Raw genomic sequence first — 25,850 nt, forward strand, 5'->3', positions numbered from 1 at the left:
GTTCCCCTGCTATCCCTGCGCGCATGAACTGGAACTTGCCGAATATCCTGACGGTGATCCGTCTTCTGGCGGCGCCCGGTGTGGCGGTGATGTTCCTTTATTTCCATCGGCCTTGGGCAGATTGGCTGGCACTGGCGCTATTTGTCAGCGCGGCGGTGACGGATTGGTTTGATGGCTATCTGGCCCGCGCATGGAAGCAGGAATCGAAATTCGGCGCGATGCTGGACCCGATTGCCGATAAGGCGATGGTGGTGATCGCGCTGGTCATTATCACGGGCTATTCGGGGATGAACCCGTGGCTGATCCTGCCTGTGACGGCGATCCTGTTCCGTGAAGTGTTCGTTTCCGGCCTGCGCGAATTCCTTGGGTCCACGGCTGGGCTTTTGAAGGTGACGAAGCTGGCCAAGTGGAAGACGACCGCGCAGATGGTGGCAATTGCGGTCCTGTTCCTTGGCACGGGGTTGGAACATGTGGAAGGCATCGCCCGTCAGGGCCTGACGGTGGAACAGTATGCAGATCTGGTTAGCCAAGGGCTGGCCGATCCGATCCGGTCTTGCGGGACGCGGGGCTGTTCGTCTTATGCGACGCTGGTGGGGCTGGTGCTGATCTGGATTGCGGCGGTGCTGACGCTGGTCACCGGGTGGGATTATTTCCGCAAGTCGCAGCCCTATCTGAGGGATGGCACATGATCGATGTCCTTTATTTCGCATGGGTGCGGGAACGGATCGGCCTGCCAAAGGAACGGGTTGAGACTTCGGCAGCGACTGTGATGGAGCTGGTGGAAGAGTTGCGGGCGCGGGAAGACCGCTATGAGATGGCCTTTGCCGATTTGGCCAGCCTGCGCGTTGCATTGGATCAAGAGCTTTCGTCCTTTGACGCCCCCTTGGCGGGGGTGCGCGAGGTGGCGTTTTTCCCGCCAATGACGGGGGGCTGACGCATGCGCATCGCGGTGCAGGAAGCGGCCTTTGATCTGGGCGATGAGGCGCGGGCTTTTGCGGCGGGCGCAGGTGGCGCGGGCGCGGTTGTCACCTTCACGGGCGTGGTGCGTGGCGATGGAGCTATGGCCGCGATGGAGATCGAACATTACCCCGGCATGACTGAAAAGGCGATTGCCGGGATCGCGGCGCAGGCGATGGAGCGCTGGGCCCTGATCGACGCGCTGGTGATCCATCGGCATGGGCGACTGGCGGTGGGTGAGGCGATCATGATGGTGGCCACCGCCGCGCCGCATCGGGCCGATGCTTTTGCGGCGGCAGAATTCCTGATGGATTACCTGAAATCCCGCGCCCCCTTCTGGAAGAAAGAGATCGGGGCCGATGGCGCGGCATGGGTTGCGGCCAAAGAGGCCGATGAGGCGGCGCTTACCCGCTGGTGAAGCGGGTCTTGTAGGCGGGCTGCCGGTCGCCAGGCATCGGATCTGCCAGATAGACGGCGCGTGCGATGGCGCGGGCAAGGCAGCAGGCGGCGGCGTGACCAAGGGCGAAGCTGTCAGCCACCGGATCGGACAGAGGCCGCGCGCCCGTGCTTGCTGCAAAGACCAGATCGCCATCCAAGAGCGTATGGGAAGGGACAAGCGCGCGCGCCATGCCATCCTGTGCGGCTGTGGCAAGCCGCCGGCATTCGGCCTGCGTGAGCACGGCATCCGTGGCGACGATGGCGATGGTGGTGGCCTCTCCCATCCTTTTCATGGGCGGGGGTTCGTGGCCGGGGTCATGGTTGGGGGCAGGGCCTTTGCCGCCGAATTCATCTCCCATCTCCCACGGGGCGGCCCAGAAATGCGGGCCGTCCCCCACGGTTGCGGAACCCAGCGCGTTCACCGCGACCACCGCACCCACCATATGCCCTGAGGCGAGGATGGCAGAGGCGGAGCCAAGGCCCCCTTTCCAGCGCCCCGTCAGCGCGCCATAGCCCGCGCCAGCGCTGCCCAAGGCGGGGGTATCTGTTGCGGCGGCCAGCGCGGCGCGGCCAAGGGCGGAATAGGGGTTGCGGTCCCAGTCTTTAGCCCCGCCATTCAGCAGGTCGAACAGGATTGCGCCGGGGACGATAGGGACGCGCTGATCGCCCACGGCAAAGCCGCGCCCCTGCGCGCGCAGCCCATCGGCCACGCCGGAACAGGCATCCAGCCCGAAGGCCGACCCGCCTGACAGGACGAGCGCATCCACCTGCTGCACCAGACGGTCCGGGGCAAGAAGGTCCGTCTCACGCGTTCCCGGTGCGCCGCCCATGACGTTGACGGCGGCGGTGAAGGGGCGGTCAGCGGTCAGAACCGTGACGCCTGACCGCAAGTTGGCGTCATGGGCGTTGCCGAGGCGCAGCCCTGCGAGATCGGTGATGAGATTGCGGGGGCCGGGGCGCATGGTGCTAGCGGCCCAACCGGATGCGCGTGATTGTCCATGGTGACGACGGCGTCATGGGGTCCCCCTTCCTGCCCTAGGGGTGGCACGTCATCAGACAGGCCGCAAGCGAAACGGGCGACCTCCGAAGGAAGGCCGCCCGTCCCGCCAAAAGGTGCCGTCGGAGGATCGGCACCAGAGAAATTGTTCAGAAGTCGAAGATGTCGCGCAGAAGCGATTTCCGCTTCTTCGGGTAATGGCCGTGGCGGCGGTAATATTCATCATCGTTGTGATCGTCGCTGTCCCATTTGCCACGGGCATAGCCCTGTTGCGGGTAGGGCTGCCCCTGCGGAAAGCCGGGTTGCGGCGGCGGGGCGTAGCCCTGCGGCTGCGGCGGGGGCGGCGGTGCTGCTGCTTTGGCCGGGCCCGCGCCTTCGCCTGCTCGTTCGATGATCTTGTCCAACTCGCCCCGATCCAGCCAGACGCCCCGGCATTTCGGGCAATAGTCGATTTCAACCCCATTGCGATCGGCCATGACGAGGGTTTCGTTATCCACCGGGCATTGCATGGGGCCTACTCCTTTTTCCATCGGGTCTCGGTCGAAGATGGGCACGATATGCTGCGCCGCAAGTCGGTCGAGCAAAGATTTGCCGGGCTGGGCACCCCGGAACGTGCAGGTGTGGGGGGTAAATCGGCCTGGATCGGGCGAGCAGGGCTTGACGGGAACATATTCAAACGTGCTTTTAGCATTGAACGAACCCCAGCGCCGGGAGCGCAACGTGCCGAATTTCCTGATCCGACTGACCGCCTTGATCGCCCTTCTGGGCCTTGCCGCCTGTGCCGACCGGCCAAGCCGCGAAGCCCCGCCCGCGCCGGAACCGCAAGTGCCTGCGCATTATCAGGCCGTGCAGGATGGCGAATACGTGATCCCGGCGGTCGAGCCGCTGCATCTGTTCGGGGCGAACCCGCGCACCGAGGTGGCCTATGCCGGGTCGGAAGAGCCGGGGACCATCGTCGTCGATACCTATGCCCGCGTCCTGTATCACGTGCAGGAAGGGGGGCAGGCGATGCGCTATGGCATCGCTGTGGGGCGTGAGGGGATTTCGTTCCGTGGCACCGGCTATGTCGGGCGCAAGCAGGAATGGCCGTCGTGGCAGCCGACCGCCAACATGATCCGCACCCGGCCCGATCTTTATGCCGATTACGCCGCTGGTTTGCCGGGTGGCTTGGACAATCCTTTGGGCGCGCGGGCGCTGTATCTGTATCGCGGCGGGCGGGACACGATGTTCCGAATCCATGGCACGATCGACAATGCCTCGATCGGGCGGGCAACCAGTGCGGGGTGCATCCGCCTGTTCAATCAGGATGCCATCCACCTGTTCGAGAATGCCGAGATCGGGGATCGCATCGTGGTGCGGACGGCTGAGGAAAGCCTAGCCGCCGAAGGTCCTTATATGGACGACGCCTATGGTCGCGCCGTGCCGGACACGCCGGAAAACCGCGCGCAGTTCCAAGCCGACCAAATCGCCATCGCCGAGGCCGAGGCGCAGCGGGTGGAAAACGAACGCCTTGCCGCCGAGGCTGCGGCGGACCAGGCTGCCAAGGACGAACGCCGTCGCCTGCGCATCTGCCGCAATCGCGGCATCGATCAAACGGAATGCCCGACCTTGGCCGAACTGACCGGGGAAGCGGTTGCCGTTCCGGCAAGCTGATCCCGCCTAACGGAAAGCAGAAAGGGGCACCCGCCGGGGTGCCCCTTTTTGTTGCGCGGACCCGTCAGGTGATGATGACGTAATCTTTCAGCGTGGTTTCCACGACTTCCCATGTGCCGTCGAAACCGGGGCGGATGATATAGCTGTCGCCCCCCTTCAGGTGGGTCACGCTGCCGTCTTTGTCCGTCAGGATGGAATGGCCGGAATGGATATGGACATATTCCCATTCGCTATAGGACATCTTCCACTTGCCGGGGGTGGATTGCCACAGGCCGGAATAGATGTTGCCGCGTTCCTCGATGCTCCATGTCGTGTGGACGGGATCGCCGGAAATTACCTTGGCCGGATCGGGCCTTTCGACCTCGGGCGTGATGCCGTCGCGGATGACGCGCTGGATATTGGACATGGGTTCCCCTCTGTGATGCCCGCTTGTCTGATGCCGGAATGGGAGGGTACGGCGTGGCGCGGGTCAAGCCCTTTGGTGGGGCCGTAAAGGCAGGGTCATGCCGCGACGCAGCGATGACAACTTGCCGTCCCGGCGCGGCTGTGCCTCTATATCGGGCAGATTGTGAATGGAGACGCCCATGAGCGCGACCGCCCCCACCCGGCCCGTGCTGCCGCCCGATATCAAGGCCCGCAAGGGCGGCGTGCCGCTGGTGGTGTTGACAGCCTATACCACACCGATGGCGCGGCTCGTCGATGCGCATTGCGACATCGCGCTGGTGGGGGATTCGGTGGGCATGGTGCTGCACGGGATGCCATCGACCCTTGGCGTCACGCTGGAGATGATGATTCTGCATGGCCGCGCCGTGGTGCGCGGGCTTTCAAAGGCGATGGCGGTGATCGACATGCCCTTTGGAAGTTACGAGGAAAGCCCGGCGCAGGCCTATCGCAATTCGGCCCGGCTGATGGCCGAAACGGGGGCCCCGGCGGTAAAGCTGGAAGGTGGCCAGCACATGGCCGAAACCATCGCCTTCCTGACGGCGCGCGGGGTGCCGGTGATGGCACATGTGGGGCTGACACCGCAGGCGGTGAACACCTTGGGTGGATACAAGGTTGTGGGCCGGGATGATGAGGCCGCGCGTGTCATGGCCGATGCCAAGGCCTGCGAGGCGGCGGGGGCCTTTTCCATCGTGCTGGAAAAAGTGCCGGTCGGTCTGGCCGCGCGAATCACGCAGGACCTATCCATCCCAACCATCGGGATCGGCGCGGGGGTGGACTGTGACGGGCAGGTTCTGGTCATTGATGACATGCTGGGGATGTTCACGGCCTTTCGCCCGAAATTCGTCAAGCGCTATGCCGAATTGGGGGCTGCGGCGGATCAGGCCATCGCGGCCTATGCCGAAGAGGTGCGGTCGCGGGCCTTTCCGGGGCCGGAGCATGGCTTTGCGGATCAGGTGAAATCTTGACGGTAATCATCCGCACGGTGGCCGAACTGCGCGAGGTCGTGCGCAGCTGGAAGGCCGAGGGGCATCTGGTGGGCGTCGTACCCACCATGGGCGCATTGCATGACGGTCACCTCAGCCTTGCGCGGCGGGCCAAGGCGGAATGCGGGCGGGTGATCACGACGATCTTCGTGAACCCCAAACAGTTCAACAACCCCGATGACCTGAAGAAATATCCGCGCAGCGAGGATGCCGATGCCGCCCTTCTGCGTTGGGTCGGGGTGGAGGTGGTGTTCTGCCCGTCCCCGGAAGAGGTCTATCCCGAAGGCTTCGTGACGACCGTGTCGGTGGGCGGGGTGTCGGAACCCTTGGAAGGCGCGTTGCGGCCGGGGCATTTCGATGGTGTGGCGACTGTGGTGGCCAAGTTGTTCGGGATGACGCAGGCGGATCGGGGCTATTTCGGGCAGAAGGATTGGCAGCAGTTGCAGGTGGTGCAACGGCTGGTGGCCGACCTGAACTTGGCCGTCACGGTTGTGGGCTGTGAAACGGTGCGCGATCCTGACGGGTTGGCCATGTCATCCCGCAATGTGCGGCTGACGGCAGCGGGGCGGCAACGCGCGCCCGCGCTTTATGCCGCGATGCTGGCAGCGGCGCGGGATGTGCGGTCGGGTCTGCCGCAAGATCAGGCAATGGCCAAGGCGGCGGCGGCGGTGATGGCCGAAGGCTTTGAAAGCGTGGAATATATCGAGCTGCGCGATGCCGAAACGCTGGGTGCTGTGGTCGATTTGGGCCGCCCTATCCGAATGCTGGCCGCGGCATGGCTGGATGGCGTGCGGCTGATCGACAATATCGCGGTGTGACGTCTAAGCCAGCAGGTCGCGCAGCACCAAGGCCATGACCTTGGCGCTGTCGGCCATATCCTGCACCCCCACCCATTCATCCGGCTGATGCGCCAAATGCAAAAGCCCCGGCCCATAGGCGATGCAGTTCTTCAGGCGACCGATGCGGTCGATATGCTTCTGGTCATAGGTGCCGGGGCTGACCACGTAATCGGCCACCTGACCCAGCACCCGTTCGATGGCCGCAGCGGTGGACCTGACCACGGGCGCGTCGCGATCTGTCATCACGGGCTGCACCTCGAACAGGTCGCGGATTGTGTAGCGGAAACCGGGGCGGCGGGCCTGCACCCGGTCCAGCATGGCACGCATTTCGGCCTTCACCTCTTCCACCGCCTCTTCGATCAGGAAACGGCGATCAAGGACGATGCGGCAGCGGTCGGCCACGCAAGGGGCGGGCAGGGCGGTAGAGCCTTCTGGCGGTTCGGGTTCACCACCATGGATGGAATTGATGTTCAGCGTAGATTGCCGCGCCTGTGGCGGCACCACGGGCATGGCGGTGGTCCGGGTTTCCAGCATTGGGTAGAGGTGATCCTCAATCTCTTCCAGCACCGCGCCCATATGGCGGATCGCACTGTCGCCAAGAAACGGCATGGAGCCATGTGCGATACGGCCATGGGTTTCCACCTCGGCCCACCAGACGCCGCGATGGCCAAGGCAGATGCGATCCTTGTGCAGCGGTTCGGGGATGATGACATGCTGCACACGGTCCGGCGCGAAATATCCCCGCTCGGCCAGATAGGCGACACCACCGTAACCGCCTGATTCTTCATCTGCCGTAGCGCTGATTTCGATACTGCCCCGCCAATCGGGGGTGGTGGCGAGGAAGGCCTCAACCGCGATGACGCTGGCCGCAAGCCCGCCCTTCATGTCGCAGGCGCCACGGCCATAGATACGGTCGCGGTCGAGTTCGCCGCCAAAGGGATCGCGGGTCCAGCCATGGCCCACCTCGACCACGTCATGATGGCTGTTGAAATGCACGCAATCGCCCGCGCGGCCCGAATCTATTCGCGCAACCATGTTCCAGCGGGGAAAGGCGTCGCTGTCGCCGGGGGCACCTGTGGCGCGGATCAACTCCACCGTCCAGCCCTGCGCCATAAGGCGGGCGGCGAGGTAATCGCAAATCTCACGGTAATTCCGCCCCGGCGGGTTCAGCGTCGGGATACGGATCAGGTCCTGCGCCAGCCCGATCAGGGCGGTGCGGCGGTCGTCGATTGTCTGGATCAAGGCGTCCGTCATGCCCCAATGGTGGGTGCAGCGCGGCCTTCTGCCAAGGGGAAAGCTTGCGAAGCCGTGCAGGCAGGGCCACATTGGTGACGTAGGATAGGGGTTTTGCGACATGGTCGCCTTCTTCAAGCTGGCGCTGTTCGGCTATATCGCCTTGACGATCATCTATTGGCTGCTGGCCCTCTACTTCCGGTCGGTCGAGAGGGAGAGGCTTGAAAAGGAATATGACCATGGCGGCATTCCCGGCACGCGCGATGGCCATGTGGCACAAGGCCTAGCTGCATATGAGCGCAGCCTGCGCAGGCGGTTGATCGGTCTGGTCTTCGTCATTCCCACGGCGGTGGTAATCGCCTTGGTCTGGATTTTGAATTTTTCCTGAGGCAGCAATGCGTTATCTGAAATGGACCGTCCTTGTCACGCTGGCGCTCTTGGTGTTTTCCTTCCTGCATTACACCCTGCCGCAGACCGATATCGTGCGCATCGTGGGCACCGAAAACCGCCGCATGGATCTCGGCGAGAATAGCTGGTTCTGGGCCTCGCCCGATGTGGGGACGGCGCCCAGCAACAGCCGAGACATCTTTTTCATCAATGCCGTCTATCCCGATGGCAGCACGATGGAATACCGCAACGAAGATACGGGCTGGGGCTGGCCGCCCTATTTCAAGATGGACAGCTCCTCGCTCAATACCTCGGCGAAGGAATTGCAATCGACGGCGGATGCGCCGAAATGGGTGGCGGTGACGCATTACGGTTGGCGCAATCAGCTGTTCACGATCTTTCCCAATGCCATTTCCCTGCGGCTGGTTGATGGGCCAGAGGCGCGGATTATTCCTTGGGTCAATATTGTGATCCTGTCCTTCCTTGCCTTTGTCCTTTTCATGGCTTGGCGCATGTGGGCGCAGTTCAAGGAGCGGATGATCGAACCCGCCGTGATTGAGGCGCAGGAAACGCTTGATGATCTGGACCGCAGGGCCGATCGCGCCAAGGCGGGGATCGGCGGCTGGTTCAACCGCCTGTTCGGGCGGAAGTAGGTGGGTTAAGCGCGACCTTTCTCTTCAGCTTGGAAAAAATACTCAAAAAATCAAACATCTGACATCTCGCGCGCGGCGCGGATCAGGTCGGCGGCGCGTTCAGCGATCATGATTGTAGGGGCATTCGTGTTTCCTCCGATCAGGCGTGGCATCACACTGGCATCTACCACACGAAGCCCTTCCAAACCCTTAACGCGCAGGTCGGGGTCCACCACCGCCATCGTATCGCGGCCCATCCGGCAGGTGCCGACAGGATGATAGATTGTGTCGGCGCGGGCGCGGATATCGGCTTCAAGCCCGGCATCGCTGTTGTCATGGGGATAGAGGCGCTGCCCACGCCACGGTGCGAGGGCGTCAGCGGACATTGCCTGTTCCAGCAGGCGGACCCCTGCCTTGAGCGTGGCGAGATCGCGGGGATCGGACAGGAAGTTCGGATCGATGCGCGGGGGGCTCGCGGGGTTGGCGTCGCGCAGGCCGACATGGCCACGGCTTTCGGGACGCAGCAGACAGACATGCGCCGACCAGCCATCTGCAAGATGGATGCGGCGCATGTGGTCATCCACGATCGCCACGACGAAATGCACTTGCAGATCAGGTATTTGCAGGTCGGGGCGCGACATGAGGAAGGCCCCGCCTTCCGCCCCCGGCGTGGTCAGGACGCCCGTTCCATGTTCGCGAAACGGCCGCCAGCCGCGCAGCAGGCGCATCAGGCCCGCCGGGTTGAACCCCACCACATCAGGGCGGGGAGAGCGCCAGATAAGCGTATGATCCAGATGATCCTGAAGGTTTCGCCCCACACCTGGCAGGGCATGGGCAACGGGGATGTTATGGGCGCGCAACTCTTCTTCCGGGCCGATCCCAGAGAGGAGGAGGAGTTGGGGCGACCCGAATGCCCCCGCCGAGAGGATCACCTCGCGCCGGGCCTTCAACGAGAGGCGGCGGTTTTTCTGCTTTGCGATCAGTCCCTTGGCGCGGTTTCCATCAAGGACGATCCGCTCTGCCCGCGCATGGGTCAGGACGGTCAGGTTGGGGCGGCTCATCACCGGATGCAGGAAGGCTGCAGCGGCCGAGCAGCGGCGGCCTTTGCGGGGGCCGGTATGGAATTGGGTGACCTGATAAAGACCCGCGCCGAACTGAGTTTCGCCGTTGAAATCGGGGTTTTCGGGCAGCTGAATATCCGCCATCGCCTGCACGAAGGCGTGGGTGATGGCGTGGGGGCTTTGCTGATCAGTGACTTGAAGCGGACCTTCGGCATTGTGCAAGGGGCCAACGGCCGCGGAATTTCCTTCTGATTTCAAGAAGTAAGGCAGGACCGACTGCCAATCCCAACCATCGGCGCCAAGGTCGGCCCACTGGTCGTAATCTGATGGATGACCGCGCACATAAAGCATGGCGTTGATGGCAGAAGACCCGCCAAGCGCTTTTCCCCGTGGTTGATAGCAGCGCCGATTGTTCAGATGCGGCTGCGGTTCGGTGCGGAAGGCCCAGTTATGCAGCCGGGGCCTGCCCGAAACCATGGCGGCGACCATGGCTGGGGTGTTGATGAGAAAGGATTTTCCCTGCCCCCCTGCCTCGATCAGGCAGACGGTGATGCTGGGGTCTTCCGACAGGCGGGCGGCCAGCACGGCGCCTGCGGAACCGCCTCCGGCGATGATGTAATCGTACTCCATACGTCCCCCGCGATCTGAGGTTAAGCTATTCGCAGAACGGAGAAATTTGGAAGAGGAACCTTGCGGCGGTTGTGCCCTGTTTTGTGCCGCCTTTTGTGCAGCAAAGTGTGCATACAAATTTGGGCAGATTCACTGTGCAAAACGTGGTTAAAGGTGCGCTGATGCGTAGGATGGGCAATATTGCCCATCCCGCATTCAGGATCACCCCCGCAGCGTTCCGCCCGTGGCCTTGGTCACCTTTTCGATGATCTTGGCAGAGACGGCCTCGATCTCGGCCTCGGTCAAGGTCTTTTCGCTGGGTTGCAGCCGCACGGTCAGGGCGATGGATTTCTTGCCCGGTCCCATCTGTGCCTCGGCCTTGTCACCCGTGAACTGGTCGAAGAGGCGGACGCTTTCGATCAGCACCTTGTCCGCGCCCTGCGCGGCGTTGATCGCAACCAGCGCCTCAACCCCCTTGTCCACGACGAAGGCGAAATCGCGATCCACCGCTTGCAGGTCGCTGATCGTCAACGCCGGGCGGGTGGGTGTCTTGACCTTGGGCATGGGGACGTTGGCGACAAGGATGGTGAAGGCCACGGCAGGCCCCTTGACGCCCATGGCAGACAGGATGCGGGGATGCACCTCGCCAAAACTTGCCAGCGTGTTGGGGCCAAGCCCGATCACGCCGGACCGACCCGGATGCCACCACGCGGCCACCTTGCGGGTGATCTGCGTGCGTGCGGGTGCGCCGAGGGCGGCCAGAACCGCCTCGGCATCGGCCTTGGCATCGAAGACATCCACCGGGCGGCGGCTGCCAAAGGGATCGCGCGGGGCGCTGTAGCCGACCAGCAGGCCAGTTGCCTGCAAATGCTGTTCGCCCGGCTCGCCGCCATGGAAGGCGGGGCCAATCTCGCACAGCGCAAGGTCGGCAAAGCCGCGTGCCTGATTGCGGGCGGCGGCGCGCAACAGGCCGGGCAGCAGATCGGGGCGCAGATGCGTCATTTCCGACGAGATCGGGTTGTCCACCCGCACCGCATCGGACCCGCCGCCGAAGAGCGTGGCGGCCTCGGCGTCGATGAAGCTGTAGGTGACGCATTCATTGTAGCCCAGCGCCGCCAGCGTGCGGCGTGCGGCCTTTTCACGGGCCTGAAGCGGCGTGAGGATCGGCTTTGGCACGCCTGCCTGCAGACGCCGCAGGGGCTTGCCTTCCAGTTTGGTCAGGCTGGCAACGCGGGCGACTTCTTCGACGAGATCAGCCTCGCCCAGAATATCGGGCCGCCATGTGGGGGGGGTTGCCATGTCGCCGTTCAGGGTGAAGCCCAGCGCTTCGAGCGTGCGGCGCTGTTCTGCCTCGGGGATATCCATGCCCACCAGCGAGATGACGCGGGCGGGATCAAGCTTGTAGGCGCGCGAGACGTCCGGCACCGCACCATCCAGTGCCAATTCGGACGGTTCGCCGCCGCAAAGGTCGATGATCATCTGGGTGGCAAGGTCCAGACCCGGCAAGGTGAAGGCTGGGTCCACCCCGCGTTCAAAGCGGTAGCGGGCATCGGAATTGATCTTCAGCGCGCGGCCCGTGGTGGCGATGGTGATTGGGTCCCAATAGGCGGATTCAAGGAAGACATCGGTGGTGGTTTCGGTGCAGCCCGACACCTCGCCCCCCATGATGCCGGCAAGCGATTCTGGGCCATTGTCATCGGAAATGACCATCATGCCGGGCTGAAGCCGGTAGGTCTTGCCATCAAGCGCGAGCAGTTCCTCGTCCCCTTGGGCGGGATGGATGCGCAGGGGGCCATGCACCTTGGCGGCGTCGAAGACGTGCAAGGGGCGGTTCAGCGCGAAGGTGAAGAAATTGGTGATATCGACCAGCGCCGAGATCGGGCGCAGGCCGATCGCGGTCAGCCGCGCCTGAAGCCAAGCGGGTGAGGGACCGTTTTTGACGCCCCGGATTAGGCGGCCCGCGAAGAGGGGGCAACCCTTGGCCTTCAGCGCCGGGTCAATCTGCACGGTGACGGGTGACGCGAAGCTGCCCTTGATCGCCGGGATGTCCAGCGGTTTCAGGGTGCCAAGGCCCCGCGCCGCAAGATCGCGGGCCAGCCCGCGCACGCCCAGCGCATCGGGGCGGTTCGGGGTGATCTTGATGTGGATCATCGGATCCACCACTTCGGGCCGGTTCTTGGCCAGCCAGTCGGCGAATTTCTCGCCCACCTCGCCCGAGGGCAGTTCGATGATGCCGTTATGTTCGTCAGACAGTTCCAGCTCGCGTTCCGAGGCCATCATGCCGTGGGATTCCACGCCCCTGATCTTGCCCACGCCCAGCGTGACGTCGATGCCCGGCACATAGTCGCCCGGCTTGCACAGGACGACGGTGATACCTGCGCGGGCATTGGGCGCGCCGCAGACGATTTGCTTTTCGCCTTCATCCGTCAGGACGCGGCAGACGCGCAGCTTGTCGGCATCGGGGTGCTGTTCGGCATGCAGCACACGCGCGATGGTAAAGGGGGCGAGTTTGGCGGCGCGATCCGACACCTCTTCGACTTCCAGACCAAGATCGGTCAGGGCGTAGAGGATCTCGTCCAGCGTGGCCGTGGTGTCGAGATGGTCCTTCAGCCAGGAGAGGGTGAACTTCATCGGTGCCGTCCTTCAGAAATGCAGGGGAGGGGATAGCCTAAAGGGGCGGGAAGGGGAAGCGGTCTGGCACAGGGATGGATCGGGGTTTCCGATGTGGAAACGGGTTGTTCAAGGGGTGCCCTCTATAATGCAAGGGGTCGCCACATTTTCGCGCCGGTCGGGCGGCAGGGTGCCTGCATGGACCCGATGTTTACACCCCCCGAACCCTCTCGCCGTGTGCCGGCTTGGCGCTTGATCACGATCATGGGCCTGTCGCTTGTGGCTATGCTGATGCTGGCGTTCTGAGTGCCGTATCTGCCTGTTGCGATTGAGAAAAGCCCCGCTTTGGCGGGGCTTTTTTCTTTGCGGCGTGCCCAGGATTAGCGGCTGAGGCCGCCGGGAAGATCGGGCATGTCGAGCGCGGCAAAACCGTAATGGCGCAGCCAGCGCAGATCGCTTTCAAAGAAGGCGCGCAGATCGGGGATGCCGTATTTCAGCATCGCCAAGCGGTCGATCCCCATACCGAAGGCGAAGCCCTGCCATTCGTTCGGGTCCACGCCCGCCGCTGCCAGCACCTTGGGATGCACCATGCCGGAGCCGAGGATTTCCATCCACTTGTCCCCCTCGCCGATGCGGAGCTGGCCGCCCACGTTGGAATAGCGGATGTCCACTTCGGCCGAGGGTTCGGTAAAGGGGAAGTGGGAGGCGCGGAAGCGGAGTTCGACCTTGTCCACCTCGAAGAAGGCGCGGCAGAATTCTTCCAGCACCCATTTCAGATTGGCCATGGAAATGTCGCGGTCGATGGCCAGCCCTTCGACCTGATGGAACATGGGCGTATGGGTCTGGTCCATGTCCATGCGGTAGACACGGCCGGGCGCGATGACGCGGATGGGGGCGCCCTTGTCCGTCATGGCACGGATTTGCACCGGCGACGTATGGGTGCGCAGCACATGCGGCGGGCGGTCGTCGCCCGGCGCGCGATGCATGAAGAAGGTGTCATGTTCCTGCCGGGCGGGGTGTTCCGGCGGGATGTTGAGGGCGTCAAAGTTATACCAATCGCTTTCGACCTGCGGGCCTTCGGCCACGGCAAAGCCCATATCGGCGAAGATGGCGGTGAGTTCTTCCATCACCTGACTGACCGGGTGGATTGTTCCCGTCCGACGCGGGCGACCTGGCAGGGTGACATCCAGCCATTCGGTGCGCAGCCGTTCATCGAGCGCGGCATCGGCAAGGCCTTGCTTGCGGGCGCGCAGCGCGGCGTCAATCTCATCCTTGAGGGCGTTCAGCGCGGCCCCTGCTGCCCTGCGGGCGTCGGGGTCCATCTTGCCGAGGGTGGCCATCATGGCGCTGATTTCGCCCTTTTTGCCAAGGGCCGCGACCCGCACCTCTTCCAGCGCGGATTCATCGGCCGCGGTGGAAACGGCGGTCAGATACTTGGCCTTGAGCGTGTCGAGCCCGTCCATCGAAGCCTCCTGCAGGTGCGAGGCGGTGGTAACGGCACGGGGGGCGCGATGCAAGGGGAAGACCCAAAGCGGAGGCCCTGACCCCACCGTTGCAGGGGGCGGCTGCCCCCTCGCCCCTGCGGGGCTCACCCCCGCGAGTATTTTGGCCAAGCTGAAGGGGCAGGATGCGCGGTCAGTTTTCGGCCTTGCGGATGGTGGCCGCGATGCGTGCGCCGATGGCGGCGCTGCCCTTGGGCGAGGGGTGCATCAGATCCTGCTGGTGCAAGGACGGATCGCCGCGCGGGACGAGGTCGGACATCGGCAGGAAGAAGAAACCGGGATCGGCGGCATCAAGGCGCGCGAGGCGGCGGTCCAACTCATCGCCAAAGGGTTTGCAGGCCCGCACGGGGGTATAAAGGCCGGGATTGCGCAAGTAGCCGGAAAAGACCACGCGTGCGCCGTTGGCCCGGATGCGGCCGACCAATTCGGGGATCGCGCCAGATTTGCCATCCTTGGAGATCAGGCGATCCACCATTCCACTGCAATAGCCGCAGCCGCAACCGAACATCAGGTCATTGCCGCCGCCGTTCAGGACGACCCAATCCCACTTGCCGGGCAGGTATTGCGAGGGCAGCCGCAGTCCTGCCGCACCTGTGAGGGGGAGGTAGTAGAAATAGCGCGCGGCGATGATGGAACGGTCGATCACCTCTTCGCCGAGGCGGCGCTCGATTTCATCTGCCACGGCGTTGTTCGACCCGCGATTGGCGGCCATCATCGAATCGCCCATCAGCAGGATGCGGGCATCCTTGGTGCTTTCGGTGACCATCTCGCCGCAGGAGATCAGGAAAGACAGGGTCAGAAGGGCGATGAGGGCACGCAGCATGACGGGAATCCACAAAGAACGTATCGCGCACAGGTTGCCTGTGGAAGGCGGCGGGTTCAAGGCAGGGTTGCGGCGGCAACAGGATCGCAGAGGGAAGAGTTAAAGCAAAACGCCCCGCCGGGATGCGGCGGGGCGTTTCGTTTTCTTTCGTTGCAAGCCGATCAGGCCAGCGCGGCCTTGGCCTGCGCGGCGATGGCGTTGAACGCTTCGGGTTCATGCACGGCGAGATCGGCGAGAACCTTGCGGTCCACTTCGATCCCGGCCTTGGCCAGACCGTTGATGAACTTGGAATAGGTCATTTCAAGGTCGAACAGACGCACGGCGGCGTTGATACGCTGGATCCACAGGGCGCGGAAGTTGCGCTTGCGAGCCTTGCGGTCGCGGGTCGCATACTGGTTTGCCTTGTCGACAGCCTGCGTGGCTGTGCGGAAGTTGCGCGAGCGGGCGCTGTAATAGCCAGCGGCCTGCTTGATGACCTTGCGGTGACGGGCGTGGGTCACCTTACCGGATTTGACGCGGGACATGTCTTAGCTCCTCAGCGGTCGTAGGGCATGTATTTCTTGACGATCTTCGCATCGCTGTCGCAGAGCAGCATGGTGCCCGATGCGTCGCGAATGAATTTCGTCGTGCGCTTGATCATGCCGTGGCGCTTGCCGGCGACGCCGGCCTTCACCCGACCGGAGGCCGTGAAGCTGAAACGCTTCTTCGCCGCCGACTTGGTCTTCATCTTGGGCATTTCCATCTCCGTGGTTGCAGGCGCGACTCGGCATGCCACATTGGCCGGCCGCGCGGGTATCGCAAGGTGGGCCGTATAGGCGGGGCAAGGCGGCGGTGCAAGGGGAAAACGTGTGGGGTGGGCGGCAGGATCAGAGGATGTAGCGACCGATCACGGTGAACAGAACATCTGGCAGGGCACGGGGGTCAAGCCCACGTTCGCCAGAGAGGACGGCCCAGCCCGCAAGCCCGGTGCCGACGGTAAGGCCGATTCCCGCAGCAAAGGGCAACCGATCCTCGATCAATGCTGCAAAGAGAGAGGGGAGGGCCAACATCATCAGGCTTAGACCGATGATAAGCATCAAATCGTAATCCATCACCCACCTGCACCGCAGTCCATCCGGCATACTAGGCCATGCCCTTGGCCAGGGATCAAGCCCGCAGCCTGCGGTTCCGGGATGGCGGGCGCGGATTAGCCAAGCAAGCGGCCCATGACCCGAAGAAAGACCTGCGGGATTTCATCGGCGGCATAGCCCTGCCTGCTGACGGCGACGCCGACAAGGACCATCCCCCCGATCGAGAGAAGCGCGCCGAAACGCGGCACCCGGCCTTCGACCCAAGCGTTCAGCAGGGAAGGAAGCGACAGGATGAAGAAAAGGATGCCAAGGACGAGGAAGAGATCGTTGGTGCTGACCATGCGGACCCCCAGATGACATAAGGGCCCGCGCGACGGCGGGCCCTGTCTACCGTGACGTAGCGTCAGCTTATTCAGGATCGACGCGGTAAATCAATCTTTCGTCGCAGGGCGCGACTCGCAGGATGTTCGTCGTGCCCTGCACGTTGAAGGGCACGCCTGCGGTCAGGACGATCTGGTCCTTTTCGGTGGCGAAACCATAGGTGCGCGCGGCGCGGACGGCCGAGATGACGGCCCCTTTGAAGCGGTCCTGTTCTTCGGTGATCACGCAATGCGCGCCCCATGTCAGGCACATGCGGCGGGCGGTTTCCATCAGCGGGGTCAGCGCGATGATCGGCACGCGGGGGCGTTCGCGCGCCACGAGGCTGACCGTGGTGCCGGATTGCGAGAAGCAGCAGATCGCCTTGATATCGGCGCTTTCCGCAATTTCGCGCGCGGCAGACACGATGGCATCGGCAACAGAGGTGCGGTTGACGCTGCGGCTGGCTTCGATGATCTGGCGGTAGACGGCATCGCCCTCGACGCTGATTGCCACGTTGTTCATCGTGGTAACCGCCTCGACCGGGTATTTTCCGGCGGCCGATTCGGCCGAGAGCATGACAGCATCCGCGCCTTCATAGATGGCGGTGGCGACGTCCGACACCTCGGCCCGGGTGGGCATGGGCGATTCGATCATCGATTCGAGCATCTGGGTCGCAACGATCACCGGTTTTGCCGCAGCCCGCGCGCCGCGGACCAGTTTCTTCTGGATCGGCGGCACGGAATGGACGGGCAGTTCGACGCCAAGGTCGCCGCGGGCGACCATGATGCCGTCCGACACATCAAGGATGGCGTCATAGGCCTTTACCGCCGCGGGCTTTTCGATCTTGGACAAGACGGCGGCGCGGCCACGGGCCAGATCGCGCGCCTCGATCACATCTTCGGGGCGCTGGACGAAGGACAGGGCCAGCCAGTCGACACCCAGTTCGCAGGCAAATTCTAGATCCTTGCGGTCTTTGTCCGACAGAGCGGCGAGCGGCAGCACAACGTCGGGGACGTTCACACCCTTGCGGTTCGAGATGGTGCCGCCCACCGTCACGGTGCAGTTGGCAAAGTCCTTGCCGCAGGTTTCCACCTTGAGCCGGATCTTGCCGTCATTCACCAGAAGCGAGGCGCCGGGTTCGAGGGCGGCGAAAATCTCAGGATGCGGGAGTTGCACACGGGTCGCATCACCCGGTGCGGGATCAAGGTCCATGCGGAAGGCTGCGCCATCAGCCAGTTCCTCGCCCGCAGGATTGGCGAAGGTGCCAACGCGCAGCTTGGGCCCCTGAAGATCAGCCAGAATGGCGATGGGGCGGCCCGTATCGGCTTCGACCTGACGGATGATCGTGTGGCGCGCACGGATATCGTCATGCGTGCCGTGCGACATGTTCAGGCGGAACACATCGGCGCCTGCTTCGAACAGGGCGCGGATGGTTGCGTAATCACTGGAGGCCGGTCCGAGTGTGGCCACGATCTTGACGTTCCGAAGGCGTCTCATATGCCTCGTTCCTTATGCAGTTCTTCATTTTGTCGTGGGCCGAGGCGGGTTATGGCGCAATCGGGGGCCTGCCGCAACTGGCGCTTTCCCTTTCGTCAGAATAAATGACGAATTCATGAAGAGAGCAGGGGGTCGGCGGCGGTGACTGCCTATCGGATCATCGGGGAAGACAGGCCGGGGCGCTGGCTTGTGACCTGCGACCATGCGACGAACCGGGTGCCGGATTGGGTGGCGGGGGGCGATCTGGGGATCGGGCCTGCGGATATGGGCCGTCATATCGCCTATGACATCGGTGCGGCGGGGGTGGCCGAGGCGCTGGGTGCGGCGCTGAACAGCCCGGTGGCGATGTCTGATTTCAGTCGCTTGGTGATCGACCCGAACCGGGGCGAGGATGACCCGACGCTGGTGATGCGGCTTTATGACGGCACGATCATCCCGGCGAACCGCCACATTGATGCGACCGGGGTGGAAGAGCGATTGGCGCGGCTTTATCGCCCCTATCACGACGCGCTGGCGCGGCTGGCGGGGCGGCGGCCCGATGTGGTGATCGTGGCGGTGCATTCCTTCACCCCCTGCCTGAAGGGGCGCGCGCCCCGGCCTTGGCATGTGGGCGTGCTGCATTCGCATCTGGACGAACGGCTAAGCCGCGCGTTGATCGAGGTGCTGCGGGGCGAAGTCGATCTTTGCGTGGGTGACAACGAGCCCTATTCCGGCCATCTGCCCGGTGATGCGATCGACCGCCACGCCCTGCGCTGGGGGCGGCAGAACACGCTGGTCGAGGTGCGGAATGACCTCATCGCCACGCCCGCGGCGCAGGCTGCGTGGGGTGCGCGGCTGGCACCGCTTTTGGAACAGGCGTTGGCCCTTGTGGACTAAGGATCGTGGGGTGGAGCCCCACCCTACGCCGGGACGGTGGGGGGGTGGTGCATGGGTCGTCGCTGCCCTACCTTTGCGAAAACACAGGAGCGTGCCATGCCCGAGATCGATGATGCCACCATGCAGGCCCTTGAAGCCGCAGCCTATCGCCGGCTGCGCGATCACCTGCGCGCGCGGACCGATGTGCAGAACATCGACCTGATGAACCTTGCCGGGTTCTGCCGCAACTGCCTGAGCCGCTGGATGGCCGAGGCCGCTGCCGAGGCGGGCGTGCCTTTGGGCAAGGAAGAGGCCAAGACGCTGGTCTATGGGATGCCCTATGACGATTGGAAAGCCCTGCACCAGGCGGAGGCGACCGATGCCCAAAAGGCCGCCTTCACCGAGGCCTTCAAGACCCACGGCTGAGTCGATTCTGACGGAGGGGTAAGGAATGGGGCCGTGGGCGGGGCGCGGCTTGCCCGTGATTGTTTCCGAATCGGGGACGATCTGCGCCGTTACCTAGAAATGCTTTCGAAACCCTTTCAATTTCGCGCCTTTGGCAAAAGGAATTTGTCAGAATCATGGCGGCAGTGGCAGGTTCAGATCCGTGATGTGCCTGTTCGTGGGGTTTTGTAATGAGTGCGCTTTTGCTTTTGCTGGCCGGTTTGCCGCTTTTGTCTGTGATGGATGGCCAGAACGACGACGATCTGACCACCGATGACGACACGCCGGATATGCCCGATGACAATGGCACCGATCTTGTCGCCGAGGCGATGTCGTTCAGCGTAGCCCCGGCAGCCGCTGCAGAACCCTCGGCTACAGCCGATGGCGAATTGCGGGGTGGCACGGCAGCGGATGACCGCATTTTCGGTCAGACGGGCAATGACACGCTCCTTGGCAGGGGTGGCGATGACCTGTTGCAGGGCGGCGCGGGTGACGACAGCATCTATGGCGGCGCGGGCAATGATGTCGGCGGGGGCGGGACCGGGAACGACCTTCTGGTGGGTTTGGCGGGGAATGACACGCTGCGCGGCGGCTTTGGCGCGGATCGGTTGTTCGGCGGAGAAGATGACGATCAGCTTTACGGCAATGCCGGCAATGACCTGCTTGCAGGGGGCGAGGGGGATGACCTGATCCTTGGCGGGGCGGGCGAGGATGCCATCTCTGACGGGCTGGGCAAGGATACTGTCTTTGGCGGTGCCGGGGACGATCTGGTGGTGGCCCTTGGCGACAGGGATGTCGATGCCTTCTACCTTGGGGCCGGGAATGACGAATTCGGCGGTGCCGCGGATGACAGCGGTCACTTGGTGCGCGGTGGCGCGGGCAATGATGCCATCGTCGGCGGCGGGGGCGCAGATGACCTGTTCGGCGAACTTGGCAACGACACGTTGATCGGCGGCGCGGGGGACGATTCCCTGAATGGCGGCTTTGGGGTGGATAGCCTTGATGGCGGCGACGGGGCGGATACGCTGCTGGGCGGGACCCAGAATGACATTCTGGTGGGTGGCAGTGGCAATGACAGCCTCGACGGTGGTGCCGACGACGACTGGCTGATCGGTGGGAGCGGCAATGACAGCCTGACCGCGGGGGGCGGCAATGACAGGCTGTTCGGGGGGACCGGCGATGATGTCATTGATGGCGTGGACGAGCCGGCCGGCCCTCCGGCTGAGGTGATCGGTCAGGACGTGATCGATGCCGGGGCCGGGAATGATTCAGTGCGTGCGGACGGCATCGACTCTGTGACGCTGGGTGCAGGGAATGACAATCTTTTCGTGGCTGATCCCTCCAACGTGGTTGTGACCGACTTCAACCCGGCCGAGGATTCGATCGAGATCGGCTATGAGGGCACGGTCCAGCCGGCACTGGGGCTGCGGGATGTGGATATCGGCAATGGCCGGACCGGGGTGGTCGTGGAACTGGATGGCGAGGCGTCCATGCTTTTGGAAGGCCAAACCGTGGCTGCCCTGAGGGATGTGACCTTCGTCTTTTCGCGGCTGACGGCGTGATCAGGGGCGGGGCGGCCCAAGGGTCGCCCCAGTCCGAAAGCCGTTAGATCGCCGCCTTGCGCATCTCGTCGATGTAAAGTTCGCGCAGGCGGGTGGCGACGGGGCCGGGTTTGCCCGTACCGATCGCCGCGCCGTCGATTTCGACCACCGGCATGACGAAGATGGTGGCGGCGGTGGCGAAGGCCTCGTCGGCCTGTTTCACCTCATCCACCGTGAAGGGGCGTTCCTCCACCTCGAACTGCGCCTCGGCGGCAAAGCGGAGGACCGCGGTGCGGGTGATCCCGTGCAGGATATCGTTCGACAATTGCCGCGTGATGATGCGGTTGCCCTTGATGATATAGGCGTTGTTCGAGGTGCCTTCGGTCACGACGCCATCCTCGACCATCCATGAATCATCCACACCCGCCTTCTTGGCCATCATCTTGGCCATGGAAGGGTAAAGGAGTTGCACCGTCTTGATGTCGCGCCGGCCCCAGCGGATGTCGGGGACCGAGATCACGCGAAAACCGGTCTTGGCGGCGGGAGCATCGGCAAGGTTGGGGATATCCTGCGTGAAGGCCACGATGGTGGGTTTCACCGACTCGTCGGGAAAGACGAAGGACCGGTCGCCCGGATTGCCGCGCGTGACTTGCAGATAGATCATGCCCTGATCGATGCCGTTCAGACGGATCAATTCGCGATGCATGGCGATCAGGTCATCATCTGAACAGGGGGCCTGCATATCCAGCGCCTCAAGGCTGCGGTGCAGGCGTTTCGTGTGGCCGTCGAAGTCCACCAGCTTGCCATCAAGGACAGAGGTCACCTCATAGACGCCATCGGCCATCAGGAAACCCCGGTCAAAGACCGAAACGGTGGCCTGATCTTCGGGCAGGTAGCTGCCGTTGACATAGACGGTGCGGGTCATGGGTGTCTCCCTGCGCTATTGGTTGGCTGCGGTTAGGGCGCATGGGGCGCGCTGGGTCAAGGGGGAATTGCGCCTTCCCTTGAGCCGGACGGGATAGCCTTGGATGAGGCTGCCGAGTTCCTTTGGGGCATGCGGCGATTGTGCCATGTGGTGGGTCTGACCGTCGCGGCCCGCACTGAGGGATGGGGTCGTGGCTGCGCGCCATGGCCTGTCGATCCATGATGCCATGAGTGTCGGGGCGGCCTTGGTGGCGGGTTGCGGGCGGGTCTGTGCCGGCTTGCCCGGTCCTCTCTATCCCCACAACGCGGCATCGGGTGGGTGCACCCCGTCATCGTCATAGCGCAGCGCATGGTCCCGGTCCCGCGCCAGCAGAAGCGGGCCGTCCAGATCGGTGAAGGCCGCCGCCTGCGCGGGCAGGATCGCGGGGGCCATGGCAAGCGAGGTTCCCACCATGCAGCCGACCATCAGGCCGAACCCCATATTGCGGGCGGTATCGGCCATGAGCAGCGCCTCGGTCAGGCCCCCGGTCTTGTCGAGCTTCAGGTTCACCATGTCATACTTGCCGCGCAGGGCGGTCAGGCTGTGGCGGTCATGCGCGCTTTCATCGGCGCAGATGGGGATGGGGTGGGGGATTTCGGCCAGCATGTCATCCGCCCCGGCGGGCAGGGGCTGTTCTACCAGCGCCACGCCAAGGCGCAGAAGATGGGGCGCAAGGTCGGCATATATTTCGGGCGTCCAGCCTTCGTTGGCGTCGATGATGATGGTGGCGCGCGGTGCGCCTGCCCGGACGGCCTCAAGCCGTGGCATGTCGTCCGGGGTGCCGAGCTTGATCTTCAACAGCGGGCGGAGGGCATTTTCCAGCGCCTGTGCGCGCATCGCATCGGGCGTATCGAGTGACAGGGTGAAGGCGGTGATGCAGGGGCGAGGTGCGGGCAGGCCCGCAAGGTGCCAGACGCGGGTGCCTTTGACTTTCGCCTCCCAATCCCAGAGCGCGCAGTCGACGGCATTGCGCGCCGCGCCGGGGGGAAGGGCTTCTTGCAGGGTGGCCCGCATGATGCCGTCGGGCAGGGCGGCGATCTGGGCCAAAACCCCTTCGGGTGTTTCGCCATAGCGCGGATAGGGGACGGCTTCGCCCCGTCCCGTGATACCCTGGCGGGTAACGGTCACCGTCACCGCCCGCGCCTCAGTCTTTGATCCGCGCGAGATGGTGAAGGCGCGGGCAAGGGGGAAACTTTCCAGCGTGGCGGTGATCATCGGGGCCTCCTGTCGCGGCGGAGGGGGCGCGAGGTGGGCCGCGCTGTCAAGTCATGCTGCACCTGCGAAATGCCGCTTGCGCAGTGCAGCGCAAGAATATAACTCTAGCGCAGCCTGATCCGAAATTTCCTTGCGAGAACGACCATGAGCTTTCGCCTGCAACCCCCCGCCCCCGCCCGCCCGAACCGCTGCCAATTGTTTGGCCCCGGATCGCGGCCTGCGATCTTTGCCAAGATGGCGGCAAGCGAGGCGGATGTGATCAACCTTGATCTGGAGGATTCCGTCGCGCCATCCGACAAGGCCATCGCGCGCGAGAACGTCATTGACGCGATTTCATCGGTCGATTGGGGGCGCAAGACGCTTTCGGTGCGGATCAACGGTCTGGATACGCCGTGGTGGTATCGCGATGTGGTGGACCTTCTGGAAAAGGGCGGCGAACGACTGGATCAGATCATGATCCCCAAGGTGGGCTGCGCCGAAGATATCTATGCCGTCGATGCGCTGGTCACGGCGGTGGAGCGGGCAATGGGGCGGACAAAGCCGATTGCTTTTGAGGTCATCATCGAATCGGCGGCCGGGATTTCCCATGTGGAAGAGATCGCCAAGGCCTCGCCGCGCTTGCAGGCCATGAGCCTTGGGGCTGCGGATTTCGCGGCCAGCATGGGGATGCAGACGACGGGCATCGGTGGGACGCAGGAAAACTATTACATGCTGCGCGAGGGAGCGAAGCATTGGTCCGACCCGTGGCATTGGGCACAAGCGGCCATCGTCGCGGCCTGTCGGACTCATGGCATCCTGCCCGTCGATGGCCCCTTTGGTGATTTCTCTGATGATGAAGGCTTCCGCGCGCAGGCGCTCCGGTCGGCGACGCTGGGCATGGTGGGGAAATGGGCGATCCACCCGAAACAGGTGACGCTGGCGAATGAGGTCTTCACACCATCCGCGCAGGCGGTGGCCGAGGCGCGCGAAATTCTAGAGGCGATGGAGGCCGCCAAGGCGCGGGGCGAGGGCGCTACGGTCTATAAGGGTCGTCTGGTGGATATCGCATCGATCAAACAGGCCGAGGTGATCGTGCGGCAGTCTGAATTGATCGCCGGTTGACGCTGCGTCAACAATGAATCGTTGACAGGCCGCCTGTCCTGCGGGCAGGGTCTGGCAATCAAAGCGACAAAAACAGGCGCTTTGCAAAGATTACCCGCGCTGCGACCCACGGGGAGAGGAGGCCCCGCGCAGCATAGGGGAGGATGCACGCCCCGTGGCCCGGCCGCGGGGCGCTGCTGTTTCAACAAGGTGGCTTCTTGTCCTTGCGGATGCTCTATGCGGGCGAGTTGCATCTTGCCCCGCCTCTGGCCATATAGGGGCGATGCGCTTAGGGGGTGCCCCATGAACTATCTGGAATTCGAAAAGCCGCTGGCCGAGATCGAGGGCAAGGCGGAAGAGCTGCGCGCGATGGCGCGGGGCAATTCCGGCATGGATGTGACGAAAGAGGCCGAGGCGCTTGACCGCAAGGCGGAGGCGCTGCTCAAGGACCTGTATAAGGACCTGACCCCTTGGCGGAAATGTCAGGTGGCGCGGCACCCGGACCGCCCGCATTGCAAGGATTACATCGACGCGCTGTTCACCGAGTTCACCTCGTTGGCGGGGGATCGCAACTTTGCCGATGACCATGCCGTGATGGGCGGTGTGGCGCGGTTCAACGATCAGCCCGTGGTGGTGATTGGGCACGAGAAGGGCAACGACACGAAAAGCCGGATCGAACGGAATTTCGGCATGGCCCGCCCCGAAGGTTACCGCAAGGCGATCCGCTTGATGGATATGGCGGATCGCTTCCGCCTGCCGGTGGTGACATTGGTCGACACGCCCGGCGCCTATCCCGGCAAGGGCGCAGAGGAGCGGGGGCAGGCCGAGGCCATCGCCCGATCCACGGCGAAATGCCTTGAGATCGGGGTGCCGCTGATTTCCGTCGTGATCGGCGAAGGCGGGTCGGGCGGGGCTGTGGCCTTTGCGACGGCCAATCGCGTGGCGATGCTGGAACATTCCGTATATTCCGTAATTTCGCCTGAAGGCTGCGCCTCGATCCTGTGGAAGGATGCTGAAAAGATGCGTGAGGCGGCGGAAGCGCTGCGCCTGACGGCGCAGGATCTGCAAAAGCTGGGAGTCATCGACCGGATCATCAAGGAACCCTTGGGTGGCGCCCAGCGGGGCCGGAAGGAAACGATCGAGGCGGTGGGCAAGGGCATCGAGGCGATGCTGAAGGAATTGGCGGGGAAAAAGCCCGACGCTCTGATCAAGGACCGTCGCGCCAAATTCGTTGAGATGGGGTCAAAGGGTCTGGCCGCGTGAATGCCTGGGTGATCGTTCTGATCGCGGGCTTGTTGGAAACCGGCTGGGCGCTGGGGTTGAAATATTCGGACGGTTTCACCAAGCCCATCCCGTCGATCCTGACAGTGGTGGGGGCGACGGCGTCCTTCTGGCTCTTGTCCATCGCGATGAAGGACCTGCCCGTCGGTACGGCCTATGCTGTCTGGGTGGGGATCGGAGCGGTGGGGACGGCGGTGCTGGCCGTGTTCCTGTTCGGGGACCCGGTCAATCTGATGCGGGTGGTGGGGATCTTGCTGATCATCGCGGGGATCGTGGCGTTGAAATTCGCCTGACGGCGCGGGGGGAAAGCCCCGGGGCGCTGCCCCGGACCCCGGAGTATTTGGGCCAAGATGAAGCCAAGAGCATGACAAAAGG

At 63.8% G+C, this 25,850-nt stretch carries 28 protein-coding genes and 1 pseudogene; 14 read left to right on the forward strand and 15 right to left on the reverse strand.

Annotation, left to right across the window (positions count from 1 at the left end):
* Positions 1–23 precede the first annotated feature (23 nt).
* Genes pgsA through QF092_RS14375 form a run of 3 tightly spaced genes read left to right on the forward strand, consistent with a single transcriptional unit; the run spans position 24 to position 1,375 of the window.
* Entirely contained in the window at positions 24–689 is a 666-nt protein-coding gene (gene pgsA, locus QF092_RS14365; protein WP_281464806.1) for a CDP-diacylglycerol--glycerol-3-phosphate 3-phosphatidyltransferase, read from the forward strand.
* Positions 686–934 carry a molybdopterin converting factor subunit 1 gene (gene moaD, locus QF092_RS14370; RefSeq protein ID WP_281464808.1) on the forward strand — a complete coding sequence of 83 codons (249 nt, stop codon included), beginning with the start codon at positions 686–688 and terminating at the stop codon, positions 932–934. Before pgsA ends, moaD begins: the two co-directional genes overlap by 4 nt.
* A gap of 3 nt (positions 935–937) precedes the next feature.
* Positions 938–1,375, forward strand: a complete 438-nt coding sequence (locus QF092_RS14375; RefSeq protein WP_281464810.1) for a molybdenum cofactor biosynthesis protein MoaE — start codon at positions 938–940, stop codon at positions 1,373–1,375.
* Here the strand turns inward: QF092_RS14375 and QF092_RS14380 are convergent.
* Together QF092_RS14380 and QF092_RS14385 are read right to left on the reverse strand one after the other, a co-directional pair.
* A complete protein-coding gene (locus QF092_RS14380; RefSeq protein ID WP_281464812.1) occupies positions 1,362–2,357 on the reverse strand; it encodes a P1 family peptidase in 996 nt (331 codons plus the stop codon). The two genes, QF092_RS14375 and QF092_RS14380, sit on opposite strands and share 14 nt — an antisense overlap.
* A gap of 184 nt (positions 2,358–2,541) precedes the next feature.
* The gene (locus tag QF092_RS14385) at positions 2,542–2,901 is read right to left on the reverse strand and encodes a TFIIB-type zinc ribbon-containing protein (RefSeq protein WP_281464814.1); all 360 of its coding nucleotides are present in this window, start codon (positions 2,899–2,901) and stop codon (positions 2,542–2,544) included.
* 226 nt (positions 2,902–3,127) lie between these two features.
* On the opposite strand from QF092_RS14385, the pseudogene QF092_RS14390 reads away from it, so the two are divergent.
* Positions 3,128–3,829, forward strand: a pseudogene (locus tag QF092_RS14390) (L,D-transpeptidase); the annotation flags it as partial.
* A gap of 280 nt (positions 3,830–4,109) precedes the next feature.
* Here QF092_RS14390 and QF092_RS14395 read toward each other — a convergent pair.
* Positions 4,110–4,451, reverse strand: coding sequence for a cupin domain-containing protein (locus QF092_RS14395; protein WP_281464816.1), 342 nt, complete (start codon positions 4,449–4,451; stop codon positions 4,110–4,112).
* Between the two features lie 178 nt (positions 4,452–4,629).
* Here QF092_RS14395 and panB point away from each other — a divergent pair, with 178 nt between their 5' ends.
* Together panB and panC are read left to right on the forward strand one after the other, a co-directional pair.
* On the forward strand, positions 4,630–5,454 hold the full coding sequence (gene panB, locus QF092_RS14400; RefSeq protein WP_281464818.1) for a 3-methyl-2-oxobutanoate hydroxymethyltransferase: 825 nt from the start codon (positions 4,630–4,632) through the stop codon (positions 5,452–5,454).
* A complete protein-coding gene (gene panC / locus QF092_RS14405) occupies positions 5,451–6,290 on the forward strand; it encodes a pantoate--beta-alanine ligase (protein WP_281464820.1) in 840 nt (279 codons plus the stop codon). Before panB ends, panC begins: the two co-directional genes overlap by 4 nt.
* Before the next feature lie 3 nt (positions 6,291–6,293).
* Here the strand turns inward: panC and QF092_RS14410 are convergent, their stop codons facing one another.
* Positions 6,294–7,565, reverse strand: a complete 1,272-nt coding sequence (locus QF092_RS14410; protein WP_281464822.1) for an acetylornithine deacetylase/succinyl-diaminopimelate desuccinylase family protein — start codon at positions 7,563–7,565, stop codon at positions 6,294–6,296.
* 100 nt (positions 7,566–7,665) lie between these two features.
* On the opposite strand from QF092_RS14410, the gene QF092_RS14415 reads away from it, so the two are divergent.
* Positions 7,666–7,932: a hypothetical protein gene (locus QF092_RS14415; RefSeq protein ID WP_281464824.1), complete on the forward strand. Its 267-nt coding sequence runs from the start codon at positions 7,666–7,668 to the stop codon at positions 7,930–7,932.
* 7 nt (positions 7,933–7,939) lie between these two features.
* The gene (locus QF092_RS14420; protein WP_281464826.1) at positions 7,940–8,584 is read left to right on the forward strand and encodes a DUF1523 family protein; all 645 of its coding nucleotides are present in this window, start codon (positions 7,940–7,942) and stop codon (positions 8,582–8,584) included.
* Positions 8,585–8,634: 50 nt separating this feature from the next.
* Here QF092_RS14420 and QF092_RS14425 read toward each other — a convergent pair whose 3' ends face one another.
* The 9 genes from QF092_RS14425 to pyk all read right to left on the reverse strand — a co-directional run bounded on the left by QF092_RS14425 (position 8,635) and on the right by pyk (position 18,095).
* The gene (locus tag QF092_RS14425; RefSeq protein ID WP_281464828.1) at positions 8,635–10,254 is read right to left on the reverse strand and encodes a GMC family oxidoreductase; all 1,620 of its coding nucleotides are present in this window, start codon (positions 10,252–10,254) and stop codon (positions 8,635–8,637) included.
* Between the two features lie 201 nt (positions 10,255–10,455).
* Positions 10,456–12,864, reverse strand: a complete 2,409-nt coding sequence (gene pheT / locus QF092_RS14430; RefSeq protein WP_281464830.1) for a phenylalanine--tRNA ligase subunit beta — start codon at positions 12,862–12,864, stop codon at positions 10,456–10,458.
* A gap of 359 nt (positions 12,865–13,223) precedes the next feature.
* Positions 13,224–14,306 (reverse strand): phenylalanine--tRNA ligase subunit alpha, encoded by a 1,083-nt coding sequence (pheS, locus tag QF092_RS14435; protein WP_281464832.1) that lies wholly within the window; start codon positions 14,304–14,306, stop codon positions 13,224–13,226.
* Positions 14,307–14,478: 172 nt separating this feature from the next.
* Positions 14,479–15,168 carry an SGNH/GDSL hydrolase family protein gene (locus tag QF092_RS14440; RefSeq protein ID WP_281464834.1) on the reverse strand — a complete coding sequence of 230 codons (690 nt, stop codon included), beginning with the start codon at positions 15,166–15,168 and terminating at the stop codon, positions 14,479–14,481.
* A gap of 161 nt (positions 15,169–15,329) precedes the next feature.
* Complete coding sequence (rplT, locus tag QF092_RS14445) at positions 15,330–15,692, reverse strand: 50S ribosomal protein L20 (protein WP_281464836.1); 363 nt, start codon at positions 15,690–15,692, stop codon at positions 15,330–15,332.
* A gap of 11 nt (positions 15,693–15,703) precedes the next feature.
* Positions 15,704–15,904 (reverse strand): 50S ribosomal protein L35, encoded by a 201-nt coding sequence (rpmI, locus tag QF092_RS14450; RefSeq protein ID WP_031338626.1) that lies wholly within the window; start codon positions 15,902–15,904, stop codon positions 15,704–15,706.
* Between the two features lie 130 nt (positions 15,905–16,034).
* Positions 16,035–16,259, reverse strand: a complete 225-nt coding sequence (locus QF092_RS14455; protein WP_281464840.1) for a hypothetical protein — start codon at positions 16,257–16,259, stop codon at positions 16,035–16,037.
* A gap of 95 nt (positions 16,260–16,354) precedes the next feature.
* A complete protein-coding gene (locus tag QF092_RS14460) occupies positions 16,355–16,579 on the reverse strand; it encodes a hypothetical protein (RefSeq protein WP_281464842.1) in 225 nt (74 codons plus the stop codon).
* Between the two features lie 67 nt (positions 16,580–16,646).
* Positions 16,647–18,095: a pyruvate kinase gene (gene pyk / locus QF092_RS14465; protein WP_281464844.1), complete on the reverse strand. Its 1,449-nt coding sequence runs from the start codon at positions 18,093–18,095 to the stop codon at positions 16,647–16,649.
* A 141-nt stretch (positions 18,096–18,236) separates the two neighbouring features.
* Here pyk and QF092_RS14470 point away from each other — a divergent pair, with 141 nt between their 5' ends.
* From QF092_RS14470 to QF092_RS14480, 3 genes are all read left to right on the forward strand, one after another.
* The gene (locus QF092_RS14470) at positions 18,237–18,971 is read left to right on the forward strand and encodes an N-formylglutamate amidohydrolase (protein ID WP_281464846.1); all 735 of its coding nucleotides are present in this window, start codon (positions 18,237–18,239) and stop codon (positions 18,969–18,971) included.
* Between the two features lie 105 nt (positions 18,972–19,076).
* Complete coding sequence (locus QF092_RS14475; protein ID WP_420026545.1) at positions 19,077–19,376, forward strand: DUF1244 domain-containing protein; 300 nt, start codon at positions 19,077–19,079, stop codon at positions 19,374–19,376.
* Positions 19,377–19,585: 209 nt separating this feature from the next.
* A complete protein-coding gene (locus QF092_RS14480) occupies positions 19,586–20,956 on the forward strand; it encodes a calcium-binding protein (protein ID WP_281464850.1) in 1,371 nt (456 codons plus the stop codon).
* Positions 20,957–20,999: 43 nt separating this feature from the next.
* On the opposite strand, the gene QF092_RS14485 is transcribed toward QF092_RS14480, so the two are convergent.
* Together QF092_RS14485 and dgcA are read right to left on the reverse strand one after the other, a co-directional pair.
* The gene (locus QF092_RS14485; protein ID WP_281464852.1) at positions 21,000–21,860 is read right to left on the reverse strand and encodes a D-amino-acid transaminase; all 861 of its coding nucleotides are present in this window, start codon (positions 21,858–21,860) and stop codon (positions 21,000–21,002) included.
* A 291-nt stretch (positions 21,861–22,151) separates the two neighbouring features.
* Positions 22,152–23,114, reverse strand: a complete 963-nt coding sequence (gene dgcA / locus QF092_RS14490; protein ID WP_281464854.1) for an N-acetyl-D-Glu racemase DgcA — start codon at positions 23,112–23,114, stop codon at positions 22,152–22,154.
* Between the two features lie 144 nt (positions 23,115–23,258).
* Between dgcA and QF092_RS14495 the strand changes: the two genes are divergently transcribed.
* The 3 genes from QF092_RS14495 (at position 23,259) to QF092_RS14505 (ending at position 25,768) form a co-directional block, all read left to right on the forward strand.
* A complete protein-coding gene (locus tag QF092_RS14495; protein ID WP_281464856.1) occupies positions 23,259–24,215 on the forward strand; it encodes an L-malyl-CoA/beta-methylmalyl-CoA lyase in 957 nt (318 codons plus the stop codon).
* 282 nt (positions 24,216–24,497) lie between these two features.
* Positions 24,498–25,457, forward strand: a complete 960-nt coding sequence (locus QF092_RS14500) for an acetyl-CoA carboxylase carboxyltransferase subunit alpha (RefSeq protein WP_281464858.1) — start codon at positions 24,498–24,500, stop codon at positions 25,455–25,457.
* Positions 25,454–25,768, forward strand: a complete 315-nt coding sequence (locus tag QF092_RS14505; RefSeq protein WP_281464860.1) for a DMT family transporter — start codon at positions 25,454–25,456, stop codon at positions 25,766–25,768. The genes QF092_RS14500 and QF092_RS14505 overlap by 4 nt, the downstream gene beginning before the upstream one ends.
* Positions 25,769–25,850: the final 82 nt, after the last annotated feature.

Source organism: Fuscovulum ytuae (genome assembly GCF_029953595.1).
Taxonomy (GTDB): Bacteria; Pseudomonadota; Alphaproteobacteria; order Rhodobacterales; family Rhodobacteraceae; genus Paragemmobacter; species Paragemmobacter ytuae.

Bases quoted from the DNA above. Each gene is read 5' to 3' on its own strand.
- pgsA (WP_281464806.1), top strand. From the start codon at position 24: ATGAACTGGAACTTGCCGAATATCCTGACGGTGATCCGTCTTCTGGCG.
- moaD (WP_281464808.1), top strand. From the start codon at position 686: ATGATCGATGTCCTTTATTTCGCATGGGTGCGGGAACGGATCGGCCTG.
- QF092_RS14375 (WP_281464810.1), top strand. From the start codon at position 938: ATGCGCATCGCGGTGCAGGAAGCGGCCTTTGATCTGGGCGATGAGGCG.
- QF092_RS14380 (WP_281464812.1), bottom strand. From the start codon at position 2,357: ATGCGCCCCGGCCCCCGCAATCTCATCACCGATCTCGCAGGGCTGCGC.
- QF092_RS14385 (WP_281464814.1), bottom strand. From the start codon at position 2,901: ATGCAATGCCCGGTGGATAACGAAACCCTCGTCATGGCCGATCGCAAT.
- QF092_RS14395 (WP_281464816.1), bottom strand. From the start codon at position 4,451: ATGTCCAATATCCAGCGCGTCATCCGCGACGGCATCACGCCCGAGGTC.
- panB (WP_281464818.1), top strand. From the start codon at position 4,630: ATGAGCGCGACCGCCCCCACCCGGCCCGTGCTGCCGCCCGATATCAAG.
- QF092_RS14410 (WP_281464822.1), bottom strand. From the start codon at position 7,565: ATGACGGACGCCTTGATCCAGACAATCGACGACCGCCGCACCGCCCTG.
- QF092_RS14415 (WP_281464824.1), top strand. From the start codon at position 7,666: ATGGTCGCCTTCTTCAAGCTGGCGCTGTTCGGCTATATCGCCTTGACG.
- QF092_RS14420 (WP_281464826.1), top strand. From the start codon at position 7,940: ATGCGTTATCTGAAATGGACCGTCCTTGTCACGCTGGCGCTCTTGGTG.
- QF092_RS14425 (WP_281464828.1), bottom strand. From the start codon at position 10,254: ATGGAGTACGATTACATCATCGCCGGAGGCGGTTCCGCAGGCGCCGTG.
- pheT (WP_281464830.1), bottom strand. From the start codon at position 12,864: ATGAAGTTCACCCTCTCCTGGCTGAAGGACCATCTCGACACCACGGCC.
- pheS (WP_281464832.1), bottom strand. From the start codon at position 14,306: ATGGACGGGCTCGACACGCTCAAGGCCAAGTATCTGACCGCCGTTTCC.
- QF092_RS14440 (WP_281464834.1), bottom strand. From the start codon at position 15,168: ATGCTGCGTGCCCTCATCGCCCTTCTGACCCTGTCTTTCCTGATCTCC.
- rplT (WP_281464836.1), bottom strand. From the start codon at position 15,692: ATGTCCCGCGTCAAATCCGGTAAGGTGACCCACGCCCGTCACCGCAAG.
- rpmI (WP_031338626.1), bottom strand. From the start codon at position 15,904: ATGCCCAAGATGAAGACCAAGTCGGCGGCGAAGAAGCGTTTCAGCTTC.
- QF092_RS14455 (WP_281464840.1), bottom strand. From the start codon at position 16,259: ATGGATTACGATTTGATGCTTATCATCGGTCTAAGCCTGATGATGTTG.
- QF092_RS14460 (WP_281464842.1), bottom strand. From the start codon at position 16,579: ATGGTCAGCACCAACGATCTCTTCCTCGTCCTTGGCATCCTTTTCTTC.
- pyk (WP_281464844.1), bottom strand. From the start codon at position 18,095: ATGAGACGCCTTCGGAACGTCAAGATCGTGGCCACACTCGGACCGGCC.
- QF092_RS14480 (WP_281464850.1), top strand. From the start codon at position 19,586: ATGAGTGCGCTTTTGCTTTTGCTGGCCGGTTTGCCGCTTTTGTCTGTG.
- QF092_RS14485 (WP_281464852.1), bottom strand. From the start codon at position 21,860: ATGACCCGCACCGTCTATGTCAACGGCAGCTACCTGCCCGAAGATCAG.
- dgcA (WP_281464854.1), bottom strand. From the start codon at position 23,114: ATGATCACCGCCACGCTGGAAAGTTTCCCCCTTGCCCGCGCCTTCACC.
- QF092_RS14495 (WP_281464856.1), top strand. From the start codon at position 23,259: ATGAGCTTTCGCCTGCAACCCCCCGCCCCCGCCCGCCCGAACCGCTGC.
- QF092_RS14500 (WP_281464858.1), top strand. From the start codon at position 24,498: ATGAACTATCTGGAATTCGAAAAGCCGCTGGCCGAGATCGAGGGCAAG.